This is a genomic window from Burkholderia sp. ABCPW 111, assembly GCF_000773065.1.
Taxonomy (GTDB): domain Bacteria; phylum Pseudomonadota; class Gammaproteobacteria; order Burkholderiales; family Burkholderiaceae; genus Burkholderia; species Burkholderia savannae.
This window is the reverse complement of sequence record NZ_JPWT01000050.1, coordinates 1-20,618: the sequence shown is the minus strand read 5'-3', so window position 1 is coordinate 20,618 and position 20,618 is coordinate 1. Positions and strand designations below refer to the sequence as shown.

18 protein-coding genes are annotated in these 20,618 nt (G+C 68.3%); 8 read left to right on the top strand and 10 right to left on the bottom strand.

Going from position 1 to position 20,618, the window contains the following annotated elements; all coding sequences use genetic code 11:
• Window positions 1-368: 368 nt before the first annotated feature.
• The gene (locus X946_RS06420) at window positions 369-848 is read right to left on the bottom strand and encodes a glutathione peroxidase (RefSeq protein ID WP_038744957.1); all 480 of its coding nucleotides are present in this window, start codon (window positions 846-848) and stop codon (window positions 369-371) included.
• A 147-nt stretch (window positions 849-995) separates the two neighbouring features.
• Between X946_RS06420 and X946_RS06415 the strand changes: the two genes are divergently transcribed.
• Complete coding sequence (locus X946_RS06415; RefSeq protein ID WP_038744956.1) at window positions 996-2,936, top strand: ATP-binding cassette domain-containing protein; 1,941 nt, start codon at window positions 996-998, stop codon at window positions 2,934-2,936.
• 53 nt (window positions 2,937-2,989) lie between these two features.
• On the opposite strand, the gene X946_RS06410 is transcribed toward X946_RS06415, so the two are convergent.
• From X946_RS06410 to alr, 3 genes are all read right to left on the bottom strand, one after another.
• Window positions 2,990-3,256, bottom strand: a complete 267-nt coding sequence (locus X946_RS06410) for a DUF2866 domain-containing protein (RefSeq protein ID WP_038744955.1) — start codon at window positions 3,254-3,256, stop codon at window positions 2,990-2,992.
• A 174-nt stretch (window positions 3,257-3,430) separates the two neighbouring features.
• Entirely contained in the window at window positions 3,431-4,807 is a 1,377-nt protein-coding gene (gene radA / locus X946_RS06405; RefSeq protein WP_038744954.1) for a DNA repair protein RadA, read from the bottom strand.
• Between the two features lie 13 nt (window positions 4,808-4,820).
• Window positions 4,821-5,891 (bottom strand): alanine racemase, encoded by a 1,071-nt coding sequence (gene alr, locus X946_RS06400; protein WP_038744953.1) that lies wholly within the window; start codon window positions 5,889-5,891, stop codon window positions 4,821-4,823.
• Window positions 5,892-6,102: 211 nt separating this feature from the next.
• Between alr and lplT the strand changes: the two genes are divergently transcribed.
• Together lplT and thiD are read left to right on the top strand one after the other, a co-directional pair.
• Window positions 6,103-7,410 carry a lysophospholipid transporter LplT gene (lplT, locus tag X946_RS06395; RefSeq protein ID WP_038744952.1) on the top strand — a complete coding sequence of 436 codons (1,308 nt, stop codon included), beginning with the start codon at window positions 6,103-6,105 and terminating at the stop codon, window positions 7,408-7,410.
• Between the two features lie 73 nt (window positions 7,411-7,483).
• Window positions 7,484-8,293, top strand: a complete 810-nt coding sequence (gene thiD / locus X946_RS06390) for a bifunctional hydroxymethylpyrimidine kinase/phosphomethylpyrimidine kinase (protein WP_038744951.1) — start codon at window positions 7,484-7,486, stop codon at window positions 8,291-8,293.
• A 24-nt stretch (window positions 8,294-8,317) separates the two neighbouring features.
• Here thiD and X946_RS06385 read toward each other — a convergent pair whose 3' ends face one another.
• The 4 genes from X946_RS06385 to tsaB are packed head-to-tail and all read right to left on the bottom strand — an operon-like array spanning window position 8,318 to window position 11,865.
• On the bottom strand, window positions 8,318-9,292 hold the full coding sequence (locus X946_RS06385) for a DUF1853 family protein (RefSeq protein WP_038744950.1): 975 nt from the start codon (window positions 9,290-9,292) through the stop codon (window positions 8,318-8,320).
• Window positions 9,289-10,623: a uracil-DNA glycosylase family protein gene (locus X946_RS33345; protein WP_038744949.1), complete on the bottom strand. Its 1,335-nt coding sequence runs from the start codon at window positions 10,621-10,623 to the stop codon at window positions 9,289-9,291. Before X946_RS33345 ends, X946_RS06385 begins: the two co-directional genes overlap by 4 nt.
• Window positions 10,610-11,107 carry a ribosomal protein S18-alanine N-acetyltransferase gene (rimI, locus tag X946_RS06375; protein WP_038744948.1) on the bottom strand — a complete coding sequence of 166 codons (498 nt, stop codon included), beginning with the start codon at window positions 11,105-11,107 and terminating at the stop codon, window positions 10,610-10,612. Before rimI ends, X946_RS33345 begins: the two co-directional genes overlap by 14 nt.
• Window positions 11,104-11,865, bottom strand: a complete 762-nt coding sequence (gene tsaB, locus X946_RS06370; protein WP_226383108.1) for a tRNA (adenosine(37)-N6)-threonylcarbamoyltransferase complex dimerization subunit type 1 TsaB — start codon at window positions 11,863-11,865, stop codon at window positions 11,104-11,106. The genes rimI and tsaB overlap by 4 nt, the downstream gene beginning before the upstream one ends.
• A gap of 168 nt (window positions 11,866-12,033) precedes the next feature.
• Here tsaB and X946_RS06365 point away from each other — a divergent pair, with 168 nt between their 5' ends.
• The 3 genes from X946_RS06365 (at window position 12,034) to aceA (ending at window position 15,977) form a co-directional block, all read left to right on the top strand.
• The gene (locus X946_RS06365) at window positions 12,034-12,303 is read left to right on the top strand and encodes an acyl-CoA-binding protein (protein WP_038744946.1); all 270 of its coding nucleotides are present in this window, start codon (window positions 12,034-12,036) and stop codon (window positions 12,301-12,303) included.
• 434 nt (window positions 12,304-12,737) lie between these two features.
• Window positions 12,738-14,270 carry a DEAD/DEAH box helicase gene (locus X946_RS06360; RefSeq protein ID WP_038744945.1) on the top strand — a complete coding sequence of 511 codons (1,533 nt, stop codon included), beginning with the start codon at window positions 12,738-12,740 and terminating at the stop codon, window positions 14,268-14,270.
• 399 nt (window positions 14,271-14,669) lie between these two features.
• Window positions 14,670-15,977: an isocitrate lyase gene (gene aceA / locus X946_RS06355; protein WP_038744944.1), complete on the top strand. Its 1,308-nt coding sequence runs from the start codon at window positions 14,670-14,672 to the stop codon at window positions 15,975-15,977.
• A 239-nt stretch (window positions 15,978-16,216) separates the two neighbouring features.
• On the opposite strand, the gene X946_RS06350 is transcribed toward aceA, so the two are convergent.
• Entirely contained in the window at window positions 16,217-16,651 is a 435-nt protein-coding gene (locus X946_RS06350) for a universal stress protein (protein WP_038745109.1), read from the bottom strand.
• A 255-nt stretch (window positions 16,652-16,906) separates the two neighbouring features.
• Window positions 16,907-17,809: a LysR family transcriptional regulator gene (locus X946_RS06345; RefSeq protein WP_038744943.1), complete on the bottom strand. Its 903-nt coding sequence runs from the start codon at window positions 17,807-17,809 to the stop codon at window positions 16,907-16,909.
• Between the two features lie 138 nt (window positions 17,810-17,947).
• Here X946_RS06345 and X946_RS06340 point away from each other — a divergent pair, with 138 nt between their 5' ends.
• Together X946_RS06340 and aceB are read left to right on the top strand one after the other, a co-directional pair.
• Window positions 17,948-18,727 carry a haloacid dehalogenase type II gene (locus tag X946_RS06340; RefSeq protein ID WP_186448582.1) on the top strand — a complete coding sequence of 260 codons (780 nt, stop codon included), beginning with the start codon at window positions 17,948-17,950 and terminating at the stop codon, window positions 18,725-18,727.
• Between the two features lie 66 nt (window positions 18,728-18,793).
• On the top strand, window positions 18,794-20,386 hold the full coding sequence (gene aceB, locus X946_RS06335; protein ID WP_038744942.1) for a malate synthase A: 1,593 nt from the start codon (window positions 18,794-18,796) through the stop codon (window positions 20,384-20,386).
• The last annotated feature ends 232 nt before the right edge of the window (window positions 20,387-20,618 follow it).

Sequence of the window (20,618 nt, the reverse complement as noted above, 5' to 3'; positions counted from 1 at the left end):
GTACGGCGGTTCGTTCGTATCCGCCGGCATGCGTGCGCCGGTGGCATACGTCAGTGCGTCGGCGGCAATGCGCCTGCGTCGCGCCGCACCTGCGGCCGTTCGATCCGCAACGGTCAAACGTATGTTTCGTCGCAGGAACGTTGCCCCGCTCCGCTACATCGCGGCGGACGAATACGACACGATCGAACGCAGCGTGACGGGACGTTGCACGGTGCGCCCGACGCGGCAACGGAAAATACGCGTGTCCCGCGCGCCGCCCGAACGCCGCGCATCTCACGCCGCCGCCCGAAGAGCGCAGCCGGTCCGGAATCGCCCGCCGGATCGGCCGCGCGCGCCCGATTCGGGCACGCGCCGCAATACCGCTTCGCTCAGAGCTGCTTCTCGACGTCCTCGGCGATATCGTCGGGCTTCGTCGACGGCGCATAACGCTTCACGATTTCGCCTTCGCGATTCACGAGAAACTTCGTGAAATTCCACTTGATCGCCTTCAGGCCCAGAATGCCGGGCGCTTCCTCGGTCAGGTAGCGGTACAGCGGATGCGCGCTCGCGCCATTCACGTCGATTTTCGCGAACATCGGGAACGTGACGCCGAAATTCTTCTCGCAAAACGCGCCGATCTGCGACGCGTCGCCCGGCTCCTGCTTGCCGAACTGGTTGCACGGAAAGCCGAGCACGACAAGCCCGCGCTCGCGAAAGCGGTCGTACAGCTGCTGCAGCCCCGCGTACTGCGGCGTGAATCCACATTCGCTCGCCGTGTTGACGATGAGGAGCACCTTGCCCCGGTATTGCTCGAGCGACACGTCTCCGCCCGAAAGCGCCTGCGCGCTGAATGAATAAAGTTCCGACATTGGCTCGTTCCTCCCTGTTTTGATATGGCTGTGCCGTCCGCGAAAGTCTAGGCGAATTCGGCGCCGTGCGCACACTCTGCCGTCCGGACGATCCCCCCTGCGCGGCGCGCAGTCTAGAATAGCGCTTTTCCCCCAGTATTTTTCGCCGTGATCCGTTTCAATCAGTTCAGCCTCGCCCGCGGCACGAAGCCGCTCTTCGACGCGACCTCGTTCACGCTGAATCCCGGCGAGAAGGCGGGCCTCGTCGGCGCGAACGGCGCCGGCAAATCGACGCTCTTCGCGGTGCTGCGCGACGAGCTGCACGCGGATGCGGGCGACTTCGCGATGCCGCCGTCGTGGCGCATCGCGCACGTATCGCAGGAAACGCCCGCCGTCGATCGCAGCGCGCTCGACTACACGCTCGACGGCGACGCCGCGCTGCGCGCGATCGAGGCGCGCATCGCGCAGGCGTCCGCCGCGCATGACGGCGCGGCCGAAGCCGACGCGCACGCGGCGTTTGCCGACGCCGACGGCTACACCGCGCCCGCGCGCGCGCAAGCGCTGCTGCTCGGGCTGGGCTTCACGCTCGCGCAAACGCGCGAGCCCGTCGCGAGCTTCTCGGGCGGCTGGCGGATGCGCCTCAATCTCGCGCAGGCGCTGATGTGCCGCTCGGATCTGCTGCTCCTCGACGAACCGACGAACCACCTGGATCTCGACGCGATCGTCTGGCTCGAGGACTGGCTGCATCGCTATCCGGGCACGCTCGTCGTCATCTCGCACGACCGCGAGTTCCTCGATTCAGTCTGCAACGTGACGCTGCATCTGGAGAATCGCCAGGTGAAGCGCTACGGCGGCAATTATTCACAATTCGAAGTGCTGCGCGCGCAGCAGCTCGACTTGCAGCAAAGCGCCTACGAGAAGCAGCAGAAGACGATCGAACACCTGCAGAGCTTCATCAACCGCTTCAAGGCGAAGGCGACGAAAGCCAAGCAGGCGCAAAGCCGGATGAAGGCGCTCGAGAAGATGGAGCTGATCGCGCCCGCGCACGTCGCGTCGCCGTTCACGTTCGAGTTCCGCACGCCCGACTCCGCGCCGAACCCGATGCTCGTGATGGAAGGCGTGCGCTGCGGCTATCGCGCGGACGACGACGGCGAGATTCCGATCGTCGAGCGCGTCGCGCTGTCGATCCAGAACGGCCAGCGGATCGGCCTGCTCGGCGCGAACGGCCAGGGCAAGTCGACGCTCATCAAGACGCTCGCGGGCACGCTCGCGCCGCTGTCGGGCGACGTGCGCACCGGCAAGGGCCTCACGATCGGCTATTTCGCGCAGCATCAGCTCGAGACGCTGCGCCCGGACGATTCCGCGCTCGCGCATCTCGCGCGTCTCGCGCCCGACTCGCGCGAGCAGGAACTGCGCGATTTCCTCGGCGGCTTCAATTTCTCGGGCGACATGGCGACCGCTCCGATCGAGCCGTTCTCGGGCGGCGAGAAAGCCCGGCTCGCGCTCGCGCTCATCATCTGGCAAAAGCCGAACCTGCTGCTCCTCGACGAGCCGACGAACCACCTCGATCTCGAGACGCGCCACGCGCTCACGATGGCGCTCGCGCAATTCGAAGGCACGCTGATCCTCGTGTCGCACGACCGCCACCTGCTGCGCGCAACGACCGACCAGTTCATGCTCGTCGCGAAGCACCGGCTTCAGCCGTTCGACGGCGATCTCGACGATTACCGCGACTGGCTGCTGCAGCACGCGGCGGACCAGCGCGCGGCGGCGAAGGGCGAATCCGGCCCGGCGAGCGACGGCAACGGCGGCGCATCCGCGGCAAACCGCAGGGATCAGAAACGGCAGGAAGCCGAAGCGCGCCAGCGGCTTTCGCACTTGAAGAGGCCGCTGCAAACGCGCATCGCGAAGATCGAAAAGGAAATGGAGCAGTTGCAGGCCGAGAAGTCGGCGCTCGACGCGTTCGTCGCCGATCCGGCGAGCTACGAGGCCGATCGGAAAACGCGTCTCACCGACGCGATCCGCAAGCTCGGCGACGTCAACGGTCGCCTCGACGCGCTCGAAGCCGACTGGCTCGGCGCGCATGACGAACTCGAGAAGATCGGGTAACGCGAGCGGCGGCGCGCCGATATCGGATCGCGCCGCCGCCCCGCATTCTGAAATCAGCGCCGCGGCAGCGTGTCGCGCGGCATCTGCTCGTCGTCGCCCATCAGATGGCGGCGGCCTTCGAGCGGCCGGCGGATCATCGCGTAGACTTCCGCCTCGGTCACGTTGACGGCGGCGACACGGCGGGCGATCCGCCCGTCCCCGCCGATCCATTCGACGATCCGGCAACCGCCGCCCCACGGCGCGCCGATCGGCTCGGACACGCGGCAACCCCGCACGTTGTACGTGCGCTTTTGCGCACTGGTTTGATGAGATCGTTTCAACACGCTTCCCTTTTCCGCGTCATGCGGCAGACAACCCGGGCAAGCATAGAAAAAAACAGGCTGCAAAAGGGTTACATCAGCGTACCAAAACGTTACATGGTTTTACGCCCCTGATCGGCTCGCGAAAGGCGCGGCGCCGCAACGCGCGAGCGAAGCGCGAGCCGATCGCCGCGCTCATTCGAGCACGCGGATCTGATCGATCGCCTGCTCGATGCGCTCGACCGCATGCACGCGAAGCCCGTCGATCGGCTGTTTCGGCGCGTTCGCCTTCGGAATCAGCGCGGTCGTGAAGCCGAGCTTCGCTGCCTCGCGCAGGCGTTCCTGCCCGCGCGGCGACGGCCGGATCTCGCCCGCGAGCCCCACTTCGCCGAATACGATCAGACCCTTTGGCAACGGTTTGTTACGCATCGACGAATGAATCGCGAGCAGCACCGCGAGATCGGCGGCCGGCTCGGTGATCTTGACGCCGCCGACCGCGTTGAGGAACACGTCCTGGTCGAAACACCCGATGCCCGCATGCCGGTGCAGCACGGCGAGCAGCATCGCGAGCCGGTTCTGCTCGAGGCCGACCGCGAGCCGGCGCGGATTGGGCACGTTCGCGGTGTCGACGAGCGCCTGCACCTCGACGAGGAGCGGCCGCGTGCCCTCTTGCGTGACGAGCACGCACGAGCCCGGCACGACCTCCGTGTGCTGCGACAGGAACAGCGCCGACGGATTCGCGACGCCGCGCAGCCCGCGCTCGGTCATCGCGAACACGCCGAGCTCGTTGACCGCGCCGAAGCGGTTCTTGAACGCGCGCACGAGCCGGAACGACGAATGCGTGTCGCCCTCGAAGTACAGCACGGTGTCGACGATGTGCTCGAGCACGCGCGGGCCCGCGAGGTTGCCCTCCTTCGTCACGTGCCCGACCATGATGATCGCGGTGCCCGATTGTTTCGCGATGCGCGTCAATTGCGCCGCGCATTCGCGCACCTGCGCGACCGAGCCGGGCGCGGACGTGAGCGCCTCCGAATAGATCGTCTGAATCGAATCGATAACGGCCACGTCGGGCCGCTCGGCGTCGATCGTCGCCTGAATCTTCTCGAGCTGGATCTCGGCGAGCAGCTTCAGATCGGCCGCGCTCGCGCCGCCGTCGAGAAGCGCGAGCCGCTGCGCGCGCAGCGCGATCTGCGCGCCCGATTCCTCGCCGCTGATATAGAGCGCCGGCCGCTCGCTCGCGATCTGCGCGAGCGACTGCAGCAGCAGCGTCGACTTGCCGATCCCCGGATCGCCGCCGATCAGCACGACGCCGCCCGCGACAAGCCCGCCGCCCAGCACCCGGTCGAATTCGCCGATCCCGGTCGAGAAGCGCGGCACGTCGGCCGCCTCGATGTCCGCGAGCCGCTGCACCGGCGCCTGTTTCGCGAGCGACTGGAAACGGTGCGCGGACGGCGAGCTCTCGACCGATTCGACGAGCGTGTTCCACGCGTGGCACGACGGGCATTGCCCCTGCCACTTCGGCGCCTGCCCGCCGCACTCGGTGCAGACGAATACCGTTTTCTGCTTGGCCATGCGCGCGCCGCCCTTATTCGGCACGCACCGGCACGCGCGGCGCGACCGCGCACATCAGCTCGTAGCCGACCGTCCCGCATTGCGCGGCGACGTCGTCGATCGGCAGCGTCTCGCCCCAGAGCTCGACGCGCGAGCCGACGCCCGCCTGCGGCACCGGGGTGAGATCGACGGTCAGCATATCCATCGACACGCGGCCGACGATCCGCGTGCGCACGCCGTCGACGACGACGGGCGTGCCCTCCGGCGCGATCCGCGGATAGCCGTCCGCATAGCCGCACGCGACGACGCCGATCCGCAGCGTGCCCTCGGCGGCGAACACGGAGCCGTAGCCGACCGTTTGCCCTTTCGCGAGCGTCTGCACGGCGATCAGCTCGGACGCGAGCGTCATCGTCGGCTTCAGGCCCTTGTCGGCGAGGTCCGCCGAGCGCCCGGACGGCGACGCGCCGTACAGCATGATGCCGGGCCGCACCCAGTCGAAGTGCGTCGACGGGTGCCAGAGCACGGCGGCCGAGTTCGCGAGGCTGCGCGTGCCGGCGATGCCTTCCGCGCCGCGCTCGAACGTAGCCACCTGGTCGGCGACGCCGCGTGCGCCGTCGGCGTCGGAAAAATGGGTCATTAACGTGATCTGGCCGATGCCGGGGCACGCGCGGGCGCGCTCCCACGCGGCGCGGAACTTCTCCGGCGTGTAGCCGAGGCGGTTCATCCCGCTGTTCATCTTCAGCTGCACGTTGACGGGCTTCGACAGCCGCGCCGTCTCGAGCATGCGCATCTGCTCGTCGTTGTGCACCGCGGTCGTCAGGCTGTAGCGGTCGATCACGTCGATGTCGGTCGATCGGAAGAAGCCCTCGAGCAACAGGATCGGGCCCGCCCAGCCGAGCTCGCGCAGCTTCACGGCCTCGTCGAGATCGAGAAGGCCGAAGCCGTCGGTGCCGCGCAGCCCGGGAAAGACCCGCGCGAGGCCGTGCCCGTACGCGTTCGCCTTGACGATCGCCCAGACCTTCGACTTGGCGGCGTGGCGACGCACGACAGTGAGATTGTTCGCCAAAGCGGCGGTGTGGATCGTGGCGGAAATCGGGCGCGGCATAGGAAATATCAGTAAAGACGCTTGCGAATCATCAGCTTATCGCGCCTTTTGGGCGCGACGCCGGGAATGCGCGGAACGATCGGGGAATCTGGCAAGTCCGAATTGACGTATTTTCGTGATATAAAGCCGTGCGCACAACCCATTTCGAACGGAATAAGTCCGATTGCACGGCCCGCGCGGCCGAGCCGCCGCGAGGAAAGCATCGCTTCAGATGAAAAAAGGTTTTTACTCCATCATGGCCGCGCAGTTTTTCTCGTCGTTGGCCGACAGCGCTCTTCTCATCGCCGCAATCGCTCTGCTGAAAGACCTCCACGCGCCGAACTGGATGATACCGCTCCTGAAGCTGTTCTTCGTCCTGTCGTACGTGGTGCTCGCCGCCTTCGTCGGCGCGTTCGCCGACTCGCGCCCGAAAGGGCACGTGATGTTCATCACCAATTCGATCAAGGTCGTCGGCTGCCTCATCATGCTGTTCGGCGCGCATCCGCTCGTCGCATACGGGATCGTCGGCTTCGGCGCGGCCGCCTATTCGCCCGCGAAGTACGGCATTCTGACCGAGCTCCTGCCGCCCGAGCGGCTCGTCGCCGCGAACGGCTGGATCGAGGGCACGACGGTCGGCTCGATCATCCTCGGCACGGTGCTGGGCGGCGCGCTCATCAGCCCGAAGATCGCGTCGCACGTGATCGCGCACACGCCCCCTTCGATCAACACGCCCGCCGAGGCGGCGATGCTCGTCATCATGGCGATCTACGTGACGGCGGCGCTCTTCAACCTGCGCATTCCCGACACGGGCGCACGCTATCCGAAGCAGCAGCACGGCCCGCTCAAGCTCGTCACCGATTTCGCCGATTGTTTCATGACGCTCTGGCACGACAAGCTCGGCCAGATCTCGCTCGCCGTCACGACGCTGTTCTGGGGCGCGGGCGCGACGCTGCAGTTCATCGTCCTCAAGTGGGCGGAGGTATCGCTCGGCATGTCGCTGTCCGAAGGCGCGATCCTGCAGGCGGTCGTCGCGCTCGGCGTCGCGGCGGGCGCGATGATCGCGGCGAGCCGGATTCCGCTGCGCAAGTCGCTGACCGTGCTGCCCGTCGGCATCGTGATGGGCATCGCGGTGATGCTGATGGCGTTCTACACGCGCGACCTGTTCCCCGCGCACTGGGCGCTGGCCATCGGGCGCATGCACTTGCCCGTCTATCTGCTCGTCGCATACGTGTTCCTGATGTTCGTCGGCGCGCTGTCGGGATTCTTCGTCGTCCCGATGAACGCGCTGCTTCAGCATCGCGGCCACGTGCTGCTGTCGGCCGGCCATTCGATCGCGGTGCAGAACTTCAACGAGAACCTGTCCGTGCTCGTGATGCTCTGCTTGTACGCGGCGCTCGTGTGGCTCGACGTGCCGGTCGGCATCGTGATCGTGCTGTTCGGCACGTTCGTGTGCCTGACGATGTGGCTCGTGATGCGGCTGCACCTCGCGAACCAGCGCCGCTTCGATTCGGTCGCCCTCATCGGCGAATCGAAACACTGAGGCGCGGCGCCGCCGCGCCCTCGTCGCGCCGCCCCCGCCATCCGCCCGCGTTTTTCATCGACGCCTCCCGCTCATGACCCGACCGATTCCCAACGCGCTCACGATCGCCGGCTCCGACTCCGGCGGCGGCGCAGGCATCCAGGCCGATCTGAAGACGTTCTCCGCGCTCGGCGCGTACGGCGCGAGCGTGATCACCGCGCTCACCGCGCAGAACACGCGCGGCGTGACGGGCGTGCATGCGCCCGACGCGAGCTTCGTCGCCGCGCAGCTCGACGCCGTGTTCGACGACATCCGCATCGACGCGGTGAAGATCGGCATGCTCGCGAACGCGTCGATCGTGCGCGCGGTCGCCGCGGCGCTCGCGCGCTACGCGCCGCGCCACGTCGTGCTCGACACGGTGATGATCTCGAAGAGTTCGCACGCGCTGCTCGCGCCCGACGCGGTCGCCGCGCTGCGCGACGAATTGCTGCCGCTCGCCGGCCTCGTCACGCCGAACCTGCCGGAGGCGGCCGAGCTGCTCGGCGTCGCGGCCGCGACGACCGAGGACGAGATGGTGCGCCAGGGCGAGGCGCTCGTCGCGCGCGGCGCGAAGGCGGTGCTGATGAAGGGCGGCCACCTCGGCGCCTTGCACGAAAGCCCGGATTGGCTGATTCACGCGGGCGGCGCGCAACGCTTCGCCGGCGAGCGGCTGCCGGTCGCGAACACGCACGGCACGGGGTGCACGCTGTCGGCGGCGATCGCCGCGCTGCTGCCGCAACGCCCGACGCTCGCGGACGCAATCGCCGACGCGAAGGTCTATCTGACGGGCGCGATCGGCGCGAGCGGGCGACTCGACGTCGGGCACGGCGTCGGGCCCGTGCATCATTTCCATCGGTGGTGGTGAGCCGGCGAAAAGCCGCGCCGCGCGTCAACTCGCGGCAAACGCCGCCGCCCGCTGCGGCCAATCGTCGGGCACGATGAAGCCGCGCGCAGTTTCGTGCCACGTCCCGTCGTCGCCGCGCGTGAGCGCAGCGACGAGCGACGGCCCCGGCTGCCCGGCAACCTCGGCGAAAACCGCATCGGCCGAAACGAGCGCGCCGGGCCCTCGCCTCGCCGCCGCATCGTCGATCGTGCGCGGCGCAAGCCACGCGAGACGCGGCAGCGCCATCCACGCGGCACCCTGCCGCTGCGCATCGGCGAACGCCGGCCACGCGTCGCGCGTGACCCAGAACCCGCGCGGATGGTCGGCGTCGACCTCAGGCGGATCGACGATCGCGCCGCCGTCGTGCCCGCCGCCTGCGCGATAGAAGAGCCACCCTTTCACGAGCATCTGCGCGAGCCACGGCCCCGCGTAGCCGAGCGACGCGAACTCGTCGCGCGCCGTCAGCCGCAATTGATGATCGACGAGCCGCGCGCGTTTCAGATCGAAGCGGTCGGCGAGATTCGGTCCGACGAACTCGGCGAGCGACGCGGCGCCCGCCTCCGCGACGCACAGATAGCACTTGACCGCGAGCTCCCAGTGCAGGCGCTCGCCACGCGCGGTTTCGATCAGGAAGTCGCACTCGCCGAGCGTGCGGCCGTTGCGGCGCAGCGGCAGATTCGCGGCGACGAGAACGAGCGAAGGCGCATGCTCGACAAAAAAGCCGAGCAGGCATTCGGCATAGCGGCCGAGACGAACGGGCCGCGCGTGCGCGAGCGTGTCGTGCAGCGGCGCGGGCTGCGCGTCGAGCGCGACGAGCCACGCGGCCGTCTGCGCCGCATCCGCGACGCTCGCCCACGGCCGGGCAAGCGGCGCGCCCGCCGACGGCGCGAGCAGACTCGCGCTCGACAGCAGCCACGCGAGGTCGCGCACGGCGGCGTCGCGCAGCGCGCCGAGCGGCACGGGCGACGCCGCGGCGTTCATTGCGGATCGGCGGCGGGCGCGGCGTTCCGGTAGGTATCGTGCGCGAGACACAGATCGGACCAGGCCTTCGCCTTGTCCTGCAGGCTGCGCAGCAGATACGCCGGATGGTACGTGACGATCACGGGCACGCCTTCGTACTGGTGCACGCGCCCGCGCATCGAGGCGATGCTCGCGTCGGTCTTGAGAAGCGTCTGCGCGGCGAAGCGGCCGAGCGCGACGATCAGCCTCGGCTTCACGAGCGCGACCTGCCGCTGAAGATACGGCTCGCAGCGCGCGACCTCGTCCGGCTCCGGATTGCGGTTGCCGGGCGGGCGGCACTTGATCACGTTCGCGATGTAGACGTTCTCGCCGCGCTTGAGCTCGAGCGCGCGCAGCATGTTGTCGAGCAGCTTGCCCGCCTGGCCGACGAACGGCTCGCCCTGCTTGTCCTCGTTCTCGCCGGGCGCTTCGCCGACGAGCATCCAGTCGGCGCTCTCGTCGCCGACGCCGAACACCGTGTTCGTGCGCTTCTCGCAGAGGCGGCAGCGCTGGCAGTCGGCGACCCGCGCGCGCAGCGCGTCCCAGCCGAGCTCGGCGACCGACGTCGCCGCGACGGCGGGCCCGGCAGCGGCGGCGACGGCGTCCGGCAGCGCGGGCTCGAGCACCGGCTCGAGATCGAACCACGACATGTCGTCGTCGGGTCCGGCTGCGTCGACGTCGTCACCGGTTCGTGCGGCCGGCGCGGTCGACGCGCGCGCCGGATCTGCCGCGTCGCGCGATGCGCCTGCGGCGCGCGCGAATGCCGCGGCATCCGCGGCGCCGTCGCTCTTCGCCACGCGACGCTCGCCGCCCGCGACGGGCGGCTCGGCCGACGGCGCCGCGCTCGCGATCGTCGAGCCTTGCTCGCCTTGCACGTCCCGCGCGCGCGTCCCGGACGGCGCATTCGCCGCCGGCATGCCGGATTCGGCCGCCGTCCGCCGCGCTTGCGCGCGCACATCGGCTGCTCGCGGCGCATGCGTTGCACGGCCGTGCGCAATCGCAGCGGGCTCGATCGACTCGGCGTCTTCGGCACGCTCCGTCGCATGCGCCGCCTCGTTCGCCGCCACCGCCGCCGATTCCGCTCCGCCGCGCACACCTTCGCCTTCCGTCGCGCTGACGCGCGCGATGCGACGCGCGGGCTCGCGCGCCGCATCCGGCGACACGGCCCGCGCTCCCTCCGCGGCCGCCGCGCCAGCGGTTTCCCGCGCCGCGCCCGCCACATCCTGCTGCGCGCCCTCGGCGCGCGCGATCCCGCGCCGCACCCACGCGGGCGCGAGCCCCAGCTCTTCGAGCGCCGCTTCAGCCAACGCCATGCGCGCCTCCCTCCTTCGTCAATGCAAGACGCATCACAATCGCGTCCTCCCGGCTCCGGTGCTTCGCCGGATAGTAGTTCCTGCGCCGCCCGACCGACACGAAACCGAAGCGCTCATACAGATGAATCGCGCGCGGATTCGACGGCCGCACTTCCAGCAGCACGCCGTCGAGCCGCTCGGCGCACGCGATCCGCACCGCCTCGCGCAGCAGCGCGAGGCCGGCGCCCGAGCGCTGCGCGGCGGGCGCGACGCACAGATTCAGCAGATGCATTTCGTCGACGACGGGCATCAGCACGCAATAGCCGACGAGCGCGCCCGTCACGTGCCGCATGCAGACGCCGAAATAGCCGTTGCGCAGCGAATCCTCGAAGTTGCCGCGCGACCACGGAAATTCGTACGCGGCGCGCTCGATCTCGACGACTTCGTCGAGATCCGCATCCGTCATCGGCGATAGATAGCGGTCGGTCATCAGCACGCCGCTCATCGGCCGCCTCCGTCCGCGCGCGCCGCGAGCCGCTCGGCGGTGGTCTGCGCGACCTTGTCGCGCACGTACTCGGGCGCCGCGCGATCGGCGGGCACGACACGTCCCGCGCGGTACGCGCGCAGCGCGACGTGCGCGATCGGCAGCGCGTGCGGCAGCGCATCCGGATCGATCGCCTGCGCGCGCGCGCAGGCGGGCAGACGATCGCCGAACGCCTGCGCCGCGTTGCCGGCGAGCACGAACGGCGCGTCGGGCACGCGCACGTCGGCGGGCGCCGCGAGCGTCGCCGGCGCGACTTCGCGCCAATCGCCCGCCGCGTCGTCCCACGCGTAATCGGCCCAATAGACTTCGTCCATTCGCGCGTCGAGCGCGGCGAGCACGCGCGTCACGCGGCCCGCGGCGTCGCCTGCGTTCAGGCGCGCGGCCTGCGCGCACGCGACGAGCGTGCCGACCGGCACGACGGGCAGCGCGCGGCCGAACGCGAGCCCCTGCGCGACGCCGGTGGCGGTGCGCAGCCCGGTGAACGAGCCGGGTCCCGCGCCGAACGCGATCGCGTTGCAATCGGCGAACGCGAGACCCGCTTCGTCGAGCACTTCGCGCACGGCGGGCAGCACGCGCGTGCTCGACACGGCGCCCGTGCGCTCGTGGCGAACCCAGGTTCGGATGGAAGCGGCATCGGCGGTCTGGCCGGCCGCGACGAGGAGCGCGACCGAGCAAAACTCGGTCGACGTGTCGATGGCGAGGAGCACTGTTTGCGTCATGGCCGACATTGTAATGCGGCGCCCCGCCCGCACGGGCGATCCCGTCCGATTCGCACGCGCTTGCCGTGCGCGAATCGGTTTGGAAGGAACGCTCGACCCGCCGCCCGCCCTCGCTTGCTAAGATCGTCGGCTTGGAAAAGCCAGCCTGGAAACCTTACGGAGACACCCATGAGCGACATCACCGCCCAATTCGAGCAAGCGCAGATCGACGTGAAGCAGCTGACCGAGCGTCCCGGCAACCTGACGCTGCTGCGCCTCTACGCGCTCTTCAAGCAGGCGACCGACGGCGACGCGCACGGCGACAAGCCGGGCTTCACCGACATCGTCGGCAAGTACAAGTACGACGCGTGGGAAGCGCTGAAGGGCACGGCGCAGGACGATGCCAAGAAGCAGTACATCGAACTCGTCGAGTCGCTGAAGAACGGCACCGCGTCCTGAGCGCGCACGCCGCGCGGCCGGTTCGCGCCGGCCGCGCAAACCGTCATCGGCGCTGCCCGCCGCGCCCGCCCCGGGCGCAATCGACGGTGGCGCAGCGCAGCAAATCACTGTACAATGCGCACTGCGCGTCGCGACGAGCGGCTTTGCCAGCCCGATGCCAGCAGCCCTCATCGCCAGCGTTCCATAGCGTTTCGCTCCAATCCAGTTTAGAACCTGTCCCTTCCTGCGTAGCCCCTTGCGGGCTGTCAAGTCTCAGGCTGGCGGCATGCGTATCCGATACGCGCCGCACCCAAAAACAGCTTCTAACGAAATTGTTGTCCGCACGTCCACGACATGCGGACAATCGCCACGTTTCCCGATTTGCTCGATGAATCCGTCGACTTGGGTATGCGCGATTGGCGCGGCGTTCGACCCACTGTGTTTCAAGGATTGACATGACTTCGAGCAACCCCCTCAGCCCGCTCAACGCGATCGCCGATCAGGCGCTCAGCCTTCCCGCCGCCGCGCCGCAGACGGCCGACGGCGACCGCAGCGAGGCGGCTTCGGACGAACCGACGTTCGCGTCGCTCGGCCTGTCGCCGGAAATCGTCTCCGCGCTGCAGGCGGCCGGCTACGTGAAGCCGACGCCCGTGCAGCAGCGCGCGATTCCGGCCGGCATCGCAGGCCGCGACCTCCTCGTGTCGAGCCCGACTGGCTCGGGCAAGACCGCGGCGTTCATGCTGCCCGCGATCGAGCGCTTCGCGCAGTTGCAAAAGACGCAGGCGCAGCAGCCGCGCGCGCCGCGCGAAGGGCAGCCGGGCGAGCGCCGCAGCCGCCGCCCGCAGCCCGTCGCGCGCCCCGGCCTGCTGGTCCTCACGCCGACGCGCGAGCTCGCGATGCAGGTGACCACGGCCGCGTCGACGTACGGCAAGCACCTGCGCCGTCTGCGCACGGTCAGCATCCTCGGCGGCGTCGCGTACGGCCAGCAACTGATGCTGCTCGCGAAGAACCCCGAGATCCTCGTCGCGACGCCGGGGCGCCTCCTCGACCACCTCGAGCGCGGCCGCATCGATTTGTCCGAACTGAAGATGCTCGTGCTCGACGAGGCCGACCGCATGCTCGACATGGGCTTCATCGACGACATCGACACGATCGTCGCCGCAACGCCCGAGTCGCGCCAGACGATGCTGTTCTCGGCGACGCTCGACGGCAAGATCGGCTCGCTCACGAACCGCCTGCTGAAGGACCCGGAACGTATCGAGATCACGCAGAAGATCGAATCGAGCTCGAACATCGCGCAGACCGTGCACTACGTCGACGACCGCGATCACAAGGATCGCCTGCTCGACCACCTGCTGCGCGACGTCGCGCTCGACCAGGCGATCATCTTCACCGCGACGAAGATCGACGCCGACCAGCTGGCCGGCCGCCTCGCCGACGCCGGCTTCCAGTCGGCCGCGCTGCACGGCGATCTGCCGCAGGGCGCGCGCAACCGCACGATCCGCGCGCTGCGCGAGCGCCGCGTGCGCGTGCTCGTGGCGACCGACGTCGCCGCGCGCGGGATCGACATTCCCGGCATCACGCACGTGTTCAACTACGACCTGCCGAAGTTCGCCGAGGACTACGTGCACCGGATCGGCCGCACGGGCCGCGCGGGCCGCTCGGGCATCGCGGTGAGCCTCGTGCATCACGCCGAGCAAGGCGCGTTGAAGCGCATCGAGCGCTTCGTGCGCGCGCCGCTGCCGGTGAACGTGATCGAAGGCTTCGAGCCGCGCAAGGCGCCGCCGGCGCGCAACGACCGCGGTAACGGCCGCGGCCGTCCGGGCGGAACCGGCGGCCGCCGGTTCGGCGGCAAGCCGGGCCAAGGCAACGGCCGCTCGGGCTCCGGCGGCTGGAGCGGCAAGCCGGGCGGCAATCGCGACGGCTACGGCGCACGCCGCGGCGACGGCCAGCGCGGCGGCCCGCGGCGCGGCAATTCGGCGGCGTAAGCGGCTGCCTGCGGGCGCGTTCGCGACGCGAACGTGTCCGCGCCCCTCCCCCTCGAAAACCGGCGCATTCGCGCCGGTTTTTGTTTGCGCCCGAGATTTCACGATACGAAAAAAACTTTTGCGTCGTAAAAAATCATGTTGCGTGGCACAACCGAAGCCATTGCAGCATGGGAAACCGCATTCCGCAATAAGAAATTAAACAAATAAGCAACTGATTTTTATAGAATAAATTTTTTACAGCTTCGTGAAAAAGCCCCTGTTTCGACGCAGTCGATTTGCCTAGACTCTTATACAAGACTTCACGAACCGAAGCGCCGAATTCGAACCGCACCGCACCGCTCGTTTCGCGAATCGCCGATTTCTTCTCTTCAGGCAACGACCACTCAAGGAGCACGCATCATGTCGCGTCAACAACAGGCTCAGGAACTGCAAAAGCAATGGGAAACCGATCCGCGCTGGAAGGGCATCAAGCGCGCATTCACGGCTGAAGACGTCGTGCGCCTGCGCGGCTCGATCCAGCAGGAGCACACGCTCGCGAAGCGCGGCGCGGAAAAGCTCTGGACCCTCATCAACAACGAACCGTTCGTCAACGCGCTCGGCGCGCTGACGGGCAACCAGGCGATGCAGCAGGTGAAGGCCGGCCTCAAGGCGATCTACCTGTCGGGCTGGCAAGTCGCGGGCGACGCGAACGTCGCGGGCGAAATGTACCCGGACCAATCGCTGTATCCGGCGAACTCGGTGCCGCTCGTCGTCAAGCGCATCAACAATACGCTCACGCGCGCCGACCAGATCCAGTGGTCGGAAGGCAAGAACCCGGGCGACGAAGGCTACGTCGACTTCTTCGCGCCGATCGTCGCTGACGCGGAAGCCGGCTTCGGCGGCGTGCTGAACGCGTTCGAACTGATGAAGGCGATGATCGAGGCGGGCGCGTCGGGCGTTCACTTCGAAGACCAGCTCGCCTCGGTGAAGAAGTGCGGCCACATGGGCGGCAAGGTGCTCGTGCCGACCCGCGAAGCGGTCGCGAAGCTGTCGGCGGCACGTCTCGCGGCCGACGTGATGGGCACGCCGACCGTGCTGGTTGCCCGCACCGACGCCGAAGCGGCCGACCTCATCACGTCCGACGTCGACGACAACGACAAGCCGTTCCTGACGGGCGAACGCACGGTCGAAGGCTTCTTCCGCACGAAGCCGGGCCTCGAGCAGGCGATCTCGCGCGGTCTCGCGTACGCGCCGTACGCCGATCTGATCTGGTGCGAAACGGGCAAGCCGGATCTCGAGTACGCGAAGAAGTTCGCGGAAGCGATTCACAAGCAGTTCCCGGGCAAGATGCTGTCGTACAACTGCTCGCCGTCGTTCAACTGGAAGAAGAACCTCGACGACGCGACGATCGCGAAGTTCCAGAAGGAGCTCGGCGCGATGGGCTACAAGTTCCAGTTCATCACGCTCGCCGGCTTCCACGCGCTGAACTACTCGATGTTCAACCTCGCGCACGGCTATGCCCGCACGCAGATGAGCGCGTTCGTCGAACTGCAGCAAGCCGAGTTCGCGGCGGCCGACAAGGGCTTCACCGCGGTCAAGCACCAGCGCGAAGTGGGCACCGGCTACTTCGACGCAGTGACGCAGACGGTCGAGCGCGAAGCGTCGACGACCGCGCTGCATGGCTCGACGGAAGACGAACAGTTCTTCGACGGCCAGAAAGTCGCCTGAGCTCCGACGGGCGCAGGTGCGCCGCGCGCGGCCACGAGCCGCCGCGGCGCGCATCCGGCAAGACCAAGACCATATCAGGGAGAACTCACCCGCCGCGCGCATGGTTGCGCCATGCCTGCCCGAGGGTGCGCGGCGTCTCGCGACGTCGCCGACATTGAAGCGCGCCGGTCCCTGCCCGGCGCGCGTATTTTTTTCTCGGCTGGCGCGTCGCGGCCGTTCGTCGGGCTACGCGCGACACGCTATCGATAGACGATCACGGGAATCTTCGTATGGGTCAGCACGCGCTGCGTCTCGCTGCCGATCAGCAGGCTGCCGAGCCCGCGCCTGCCGTGCGACGCCATGAAAATCACGTCGCAGCCGCCCCGCTCGGCGGCTTCGATGATGCCGAGATACGGCGACGGATGCACGCTCGTCGCCGATTCGCACGCGACGCCCGCGCGCCGCGCGGCGGCCTCGACGTCGGCCAGATGCGCGCGCGCCTCGCGCTCGCTACGCTCGCGGAAATCGGCGGGCGGTTCGATCACGACTTCGGAAAACGGCGAGTACGGATACTGCGGCAGGCACGCGTAGGCCGTCACCCGCGCGCCGACCGCCTGCGCGAGATCGATCGCGCCGTCGATCGCTTTCTTCGACAGATCGGACCCGTCGGTCGGAACCAGGATGTGCTTGAACATGGCGAGCTCCGTCGGCAACTGCGGCGCGTCCGGGCGCGGGCGTACCCGCGACGGCCGGCCGATGCCGGGCGGCCCGTGCGGACGCTGCGTGATTCGATTGTAGTGCGCGAAATCGCGCCGCCGCACGCGCTAGAGGGTTCGCCCTCATATCGGAAACGCGCGCAGCCGGGCGCGAATTGTGCGTGCGCAGCGCATGCCGAAGTGGTGCGCGAACGCCCCGCGCGCGCGGCGAAGGCCCGCGCCGCCGCACCGGCGTCACCCCCAGTAGCCGGGCCGCTCGTACGTGTGCTTCAGGAAATCGAGAAAGAGCCGGACCCTGAGCGGCAGATGCCGGCGCTGCGGGAACACCGCGTGAATGCCGATCGGCGGCGCGGCGAACGCGTCGAGCACCCTCACCAGCCGGCCCGCCGCGATGTCGGCGCCGACCTCCCACCACGAGCGCCACGCGAGGCCGTGCCCGTCGAGGCACCATTCGTGCAGCACCGCGCCGTCCGAGCACTCCATCGGGCCCGACACGCGGATCGACACGATCTTGCCTTCGTCGACGAACGTCCAGCCGCGCTGCTGGTTCGCGTTCGCCGCGAGCGCGAGGCAGCGGTGGCGCGCGAGATCGGCGAGCGTCGCCGGCATGCCCGCGCGCGCGAGATACGCGGGCGACGCGACGCACACGCGGCGGTTCTCGCCGAGCTTGAGCGACACGAGCGACGAATCGGGCAGCTCGCCCAGGCGTACCGCGCAATCGAAGCCCTCGTTGACGAGGTCGACCATTCGGTCGGACAGATCGAGCGTGACCGATACGTCCGGATGCGCATCGGTGAACGCCGGCACGAGCGGCGCGACGTGCCGCCGGCCGAAGCCCGCGGGCGCCGACACGCGCAGGTGCCCGCTCGCCTTCACGCCGCCCGCGGACACGCTCGCCTCGGCGTTCTGCATGTCGTTGATGATCCGCTGGCAATCCTCGAGGAACGCGGAGCCTTCGAACGTCAACGTGAGCTTGCGCGTCGTGCGTACGAGCAGCTTCACGCCGAGCCGCTCCTCGAGCGCGTCGAGCCGGCGGCCGATGATCGCGGGCGCGACCCCTTCAGCGTGCGCGGCCGCCGACAGGCTGCCCTTCGCGGCGACCGCGGCGAACGTTTCGATCTGTTTGAAGCGATCCATCCCGTGCGCGGGCGGCGCGAGCCGTCCGCTCCGTTGAACATGAAATCGCTCCAGATTAGATATCGAAAAGTAAAAGATCAAGTGATGATTACTGTCTTTTTTAGTTCAAGCCATCACTAATAGAATCGATTTCGACCTCTGATCGTGGAGCGCAACGTCATGCCCGGCATCCCGCCCGCCTTCCCGAAGGCGATCCTCTTCGACGCGTACGGCACGCTGTTCGACGTGCACGCGGTCGTCGCCGCGGCGGAACAGATGTTTCCGGGGCGCGGCGAGCCGCTGTCGCAGCTCTGGCGGCGCAAGCAGATCGAATACTCGCAGTTGCGCACGCTCGCCGATCCGGCGGGCGCGCGCTACCGGCCGTTCTGGGACCTGACGCTCGACGCGCTGCGCTTCGCCGCGCGCGCGCTCGGCCTCGCGCTGCCTGCGGCCGCCGAGAAGCGGCTGATGGACGAATATGCGTGCCTGTCGACGTATCCCGACACGGTGCCGACGCTGCGCGCGCTGCGTGCGCGCAAGACGCCGCCGAAGCTCGCGATCCTGTCGAACGGCAATCCGCAGATGCTCGACATCGCGATCAAGAGCGCCGGGATGATCGGCCTGTTCGACCGCGTGTTGTCGGTCGACACGGCGCGCGCGTACAAGCCGTCGCCCGCCGCGTACGCACTCGGCGCGACGGCGTTCGACGCGGCGCCCGCCGACATCGCGTTCGTGTCGTCGAACGGCTGGGACGTCGCGGGCGCCGGCTGGTTCGGCTACCGGACATTCTGGCTGAACCGCACGGGCGCGCCGTTCGAGGAACTCGACTCGCCGCCCGCGGGCACGGGCGCCGGCATGGCCGACCTGCTCGCCTTTCTGGATGCGCCGCCCGCCGCCGCGAAAACGGCCGGCCGCGCGCGCCCGACGCCCGCCGCCTGACGCGTCGCGCGGCCCCATTTCATGCAATTGCACCACTGCGTAACTGACCGACCAAGGAGAAAACCGATGACCACGACGCTGAAGCTGCCGCAAGGCATGGCGATCACGGGCGAGATCAAGCCCGGTTACGAAGCGATTCTCGCGCCCGACGCGCTCGAGCTCGTCGCGAAGCTGCACCGCCAGTTCGCGCCGCGCCGCCGCGAGCTGCTGGCCGCGCGCGTCGAACGCACGAAGCGCCTCGACGCCGGCGAGCGCCCCGACTTCCTCGCCGAGACGCAAGCGATCCGCGAAGGCGACTGGAAGGTCGCGCCGCTGCCGGCGGACTTGCAGTGCCGCCGCGTCGAGATCACGGGCCCCGTCGAGCGCAAGATGATCATCAACGCGCTGAACTCGGGCGCGGATTCGTACATGACGGACTTCGAGGATTCGAACGCGCCGAGCTGGACGAACCAGATCGACGGCCAGATCAACCTGAAGGACGCGGTGCGCCGCACGATCTCGCTCGAGCAGAACGGCAAGTCGTACAAGCTCAACGACAAGATCGCGACGCTGATCGTGCGTCCGCGCGGCTGGCACCTCGACGAGAAGCACGTGACGGTCGACGGCGAGCGCGTGTCGGGCGGCATCTTCGATTTCGCCCTGTTCCTGTTCCACAACGCGAAGGAACTCATCGCGCGCGGCTCGGGCCCGTATTTCTATCTGCCGAAGATGGAAAGCCATCTCGAGGCGCGTCTCTGGAACGACATCTTCGTCGCCGCGCAGGAACAGGTCGGCATCCCGCGCGGCACGATCCGCGCGACCGTGCTGATCGAGACGATCCTCGCCGCGTTCGAGATGGACGAGATCCTGTACGAACTGCGCGAGCACAGCTCGGGCCTGAACGCCGGCCGCTGGGACTACATCTTCTCCGCGATCAAGAAGTTCAAGAACGACCGCGATTTCTGCCTCGCCGACCGCGCGAAGATCACGATGACGGTGCCGTTCATGCGCGCCTACGCGCTGCTGCTGCTGAAGACCTGCCACAAGCGCAACGCGCCGGCGATCGGCGGGATGAGCGCGCTGATCCCGATCAAGAACGATCCGGAAGCGAACGACAAGGCGATGGGCGGCGTGCGCGCTGACAAGCAGCGCGACGCGACCGACGGCTACGACGGCGGCTGGGTCGCGCACCCGGGCCTCGTGTCGCTCGCGATGGAAGAGTTCGTCAAGGTGCTCGGCGACAAGCCGAACCAGATCGGCAAGCAGCGCGACGACGTGCAGATCGAAGGCAAGAACCTGCTCGACTTCCAGCCGGAAGCGCCGATCACCGAAGCGGGCCTGCGCAACAACGTCAACGTCGGCATTCACTACCTCGGCTCGTGGCTCGCGGGCAACGGCTGCGTGCCGATCCACAACCTGATGGAAGACGCGGCGACCGCCGAGATTTCGCGCTCGCAAGTCTGGCAGTGGATTCGCTCGCCGAAGGGCGTGCTCGACGACGGCCGCAAGGTTACGGCCGAGCTCGTGCGCGAGTACGCGAAGGCCGAGCTCGAGAACGTGAAGCAAGTGGTCGGCGGCGACACGGCGCCTTACGATCGCGCCGCGGTGATCTTCGAGCAGATGTCGACGTCGGAGAACTTCACCGAGTTCCTGACGCTGCCGCTCTACGAAGAAATCTGAGCGAACGGGGGCGGCCGCGCGTCGTATGTGATGCGCCGCCGCGCCTCGCATGATTCGCGGCGCGACTCACGAACCCGGATGCTCGCGTCGCCTGAGCCGGAAATGCGAAAGGCGCCCTGTGGGCGCCTTTTGTCGTTCAGCGTTCAGCGTTCAGCGTTCAGCGTTCAGCGTTCAGCGTTCAGCGTTCAGCGTTCAGCGTTCAGCGTTCAGCGTTCAGCGTTCAGCGTTCAGC

Coding starts and splice junctions, on each gene's coding strand:
- lplT (WP_038744952.1), top strand. CDS start 6,103: ATGAAAAAAGGTTTTTACTCCATCATGGCCGCGCAGTTTTTCTCGTCG.
- X946_RS06365 (WP_038744946.1), top strand. CDS start 12,034: ATGAGCGACATCACCGCCCAATTCGAGCAAGCGCAGATCGACGTGAAG.
- aceB (WP_038744942.1), top strand. CDS start 18,794: ATGACCACGACGCTGAAGCTGCCGCAAGGCATGGCGATCACGGGCGAG.
- X946_RS06345 (WP_038744943.1), bottom strand. CDS start 17,809: ATGGATCGCTTCAAACAGATCGAAACGTTCGCCGCGGTCGCCGCGAAG.
- tsaB (WP_226383108.1), bottom strand. CDS start 11,865: ATGACGCAAACAGTGCTCCTCGCCATCGACACGTCGACCGAGTTTTGC.
- X946_RS06385 (WP_038744950.1), bottom strand. CDS start 9,292: ATGAACGCCGCGGCGTCGCCCGTGCCGCTCGGCGCGCTGCGCGACGCC.
- aceA (WP_038744944.1), top strand. CDS start 14,670: ATGTCGCGTCAACAACAGGCTCAGGAACTGCAAAAGCAATGGGAAACC.
- X946_RS06360 (WP_038744945.1), top strand. CDS start 12,738: ATGACTTCGAGCAACCCCCTCAGCCCGCTCAACGCGATCGCCGATCAG.
- X946_RS33345 (WP_038744949.1), bottom strand. CDS start 10,623: ATGGCGTTGGCTGAAGCGGCGCTCGAAGAGCTGGGGCTCGCGCCCGCG.
- alr (WP_038744953.1), bottom strand. CDS start 5,891: ATGCCGCGCCCGATTTCCGCCACGATCCACACCGCCGCTTTGGCGAAC.
- rimI (WP_038744948.1), bottom strand. CDS start 11,107: ATGAGCGGCGTGCTGATGACCGACCGCTATCTATCGCCGATGACGGAT.
- X946_RS06420 (WP_038744957.1), bottom strand. CDS start 848: ATGTCGGAACTTTATTCATTCAGCGCGCAGGCGCTTTCGGGCGGAGAC.
- radA (WP_038744954.1), bottom strand. CDS start 4,807: ATGGCCAAGCAGAAAACGGTATTCGTCTGCACCGAGTGCGGCGGGCAG.
- thiD (WP_038744951.1), top strand. CDS start 7,484: ATGACCCGACCGATTCCCAACGCGCTCACGATCGCCGGCTCCGACTCC.
- X946_RS06350 (WP_038745109.1), bottom strand. CDS start 16,651: ATGTTCAAGCACATCCTGGTTCCGACCGACGGGTCCGATCTGTCGAAG.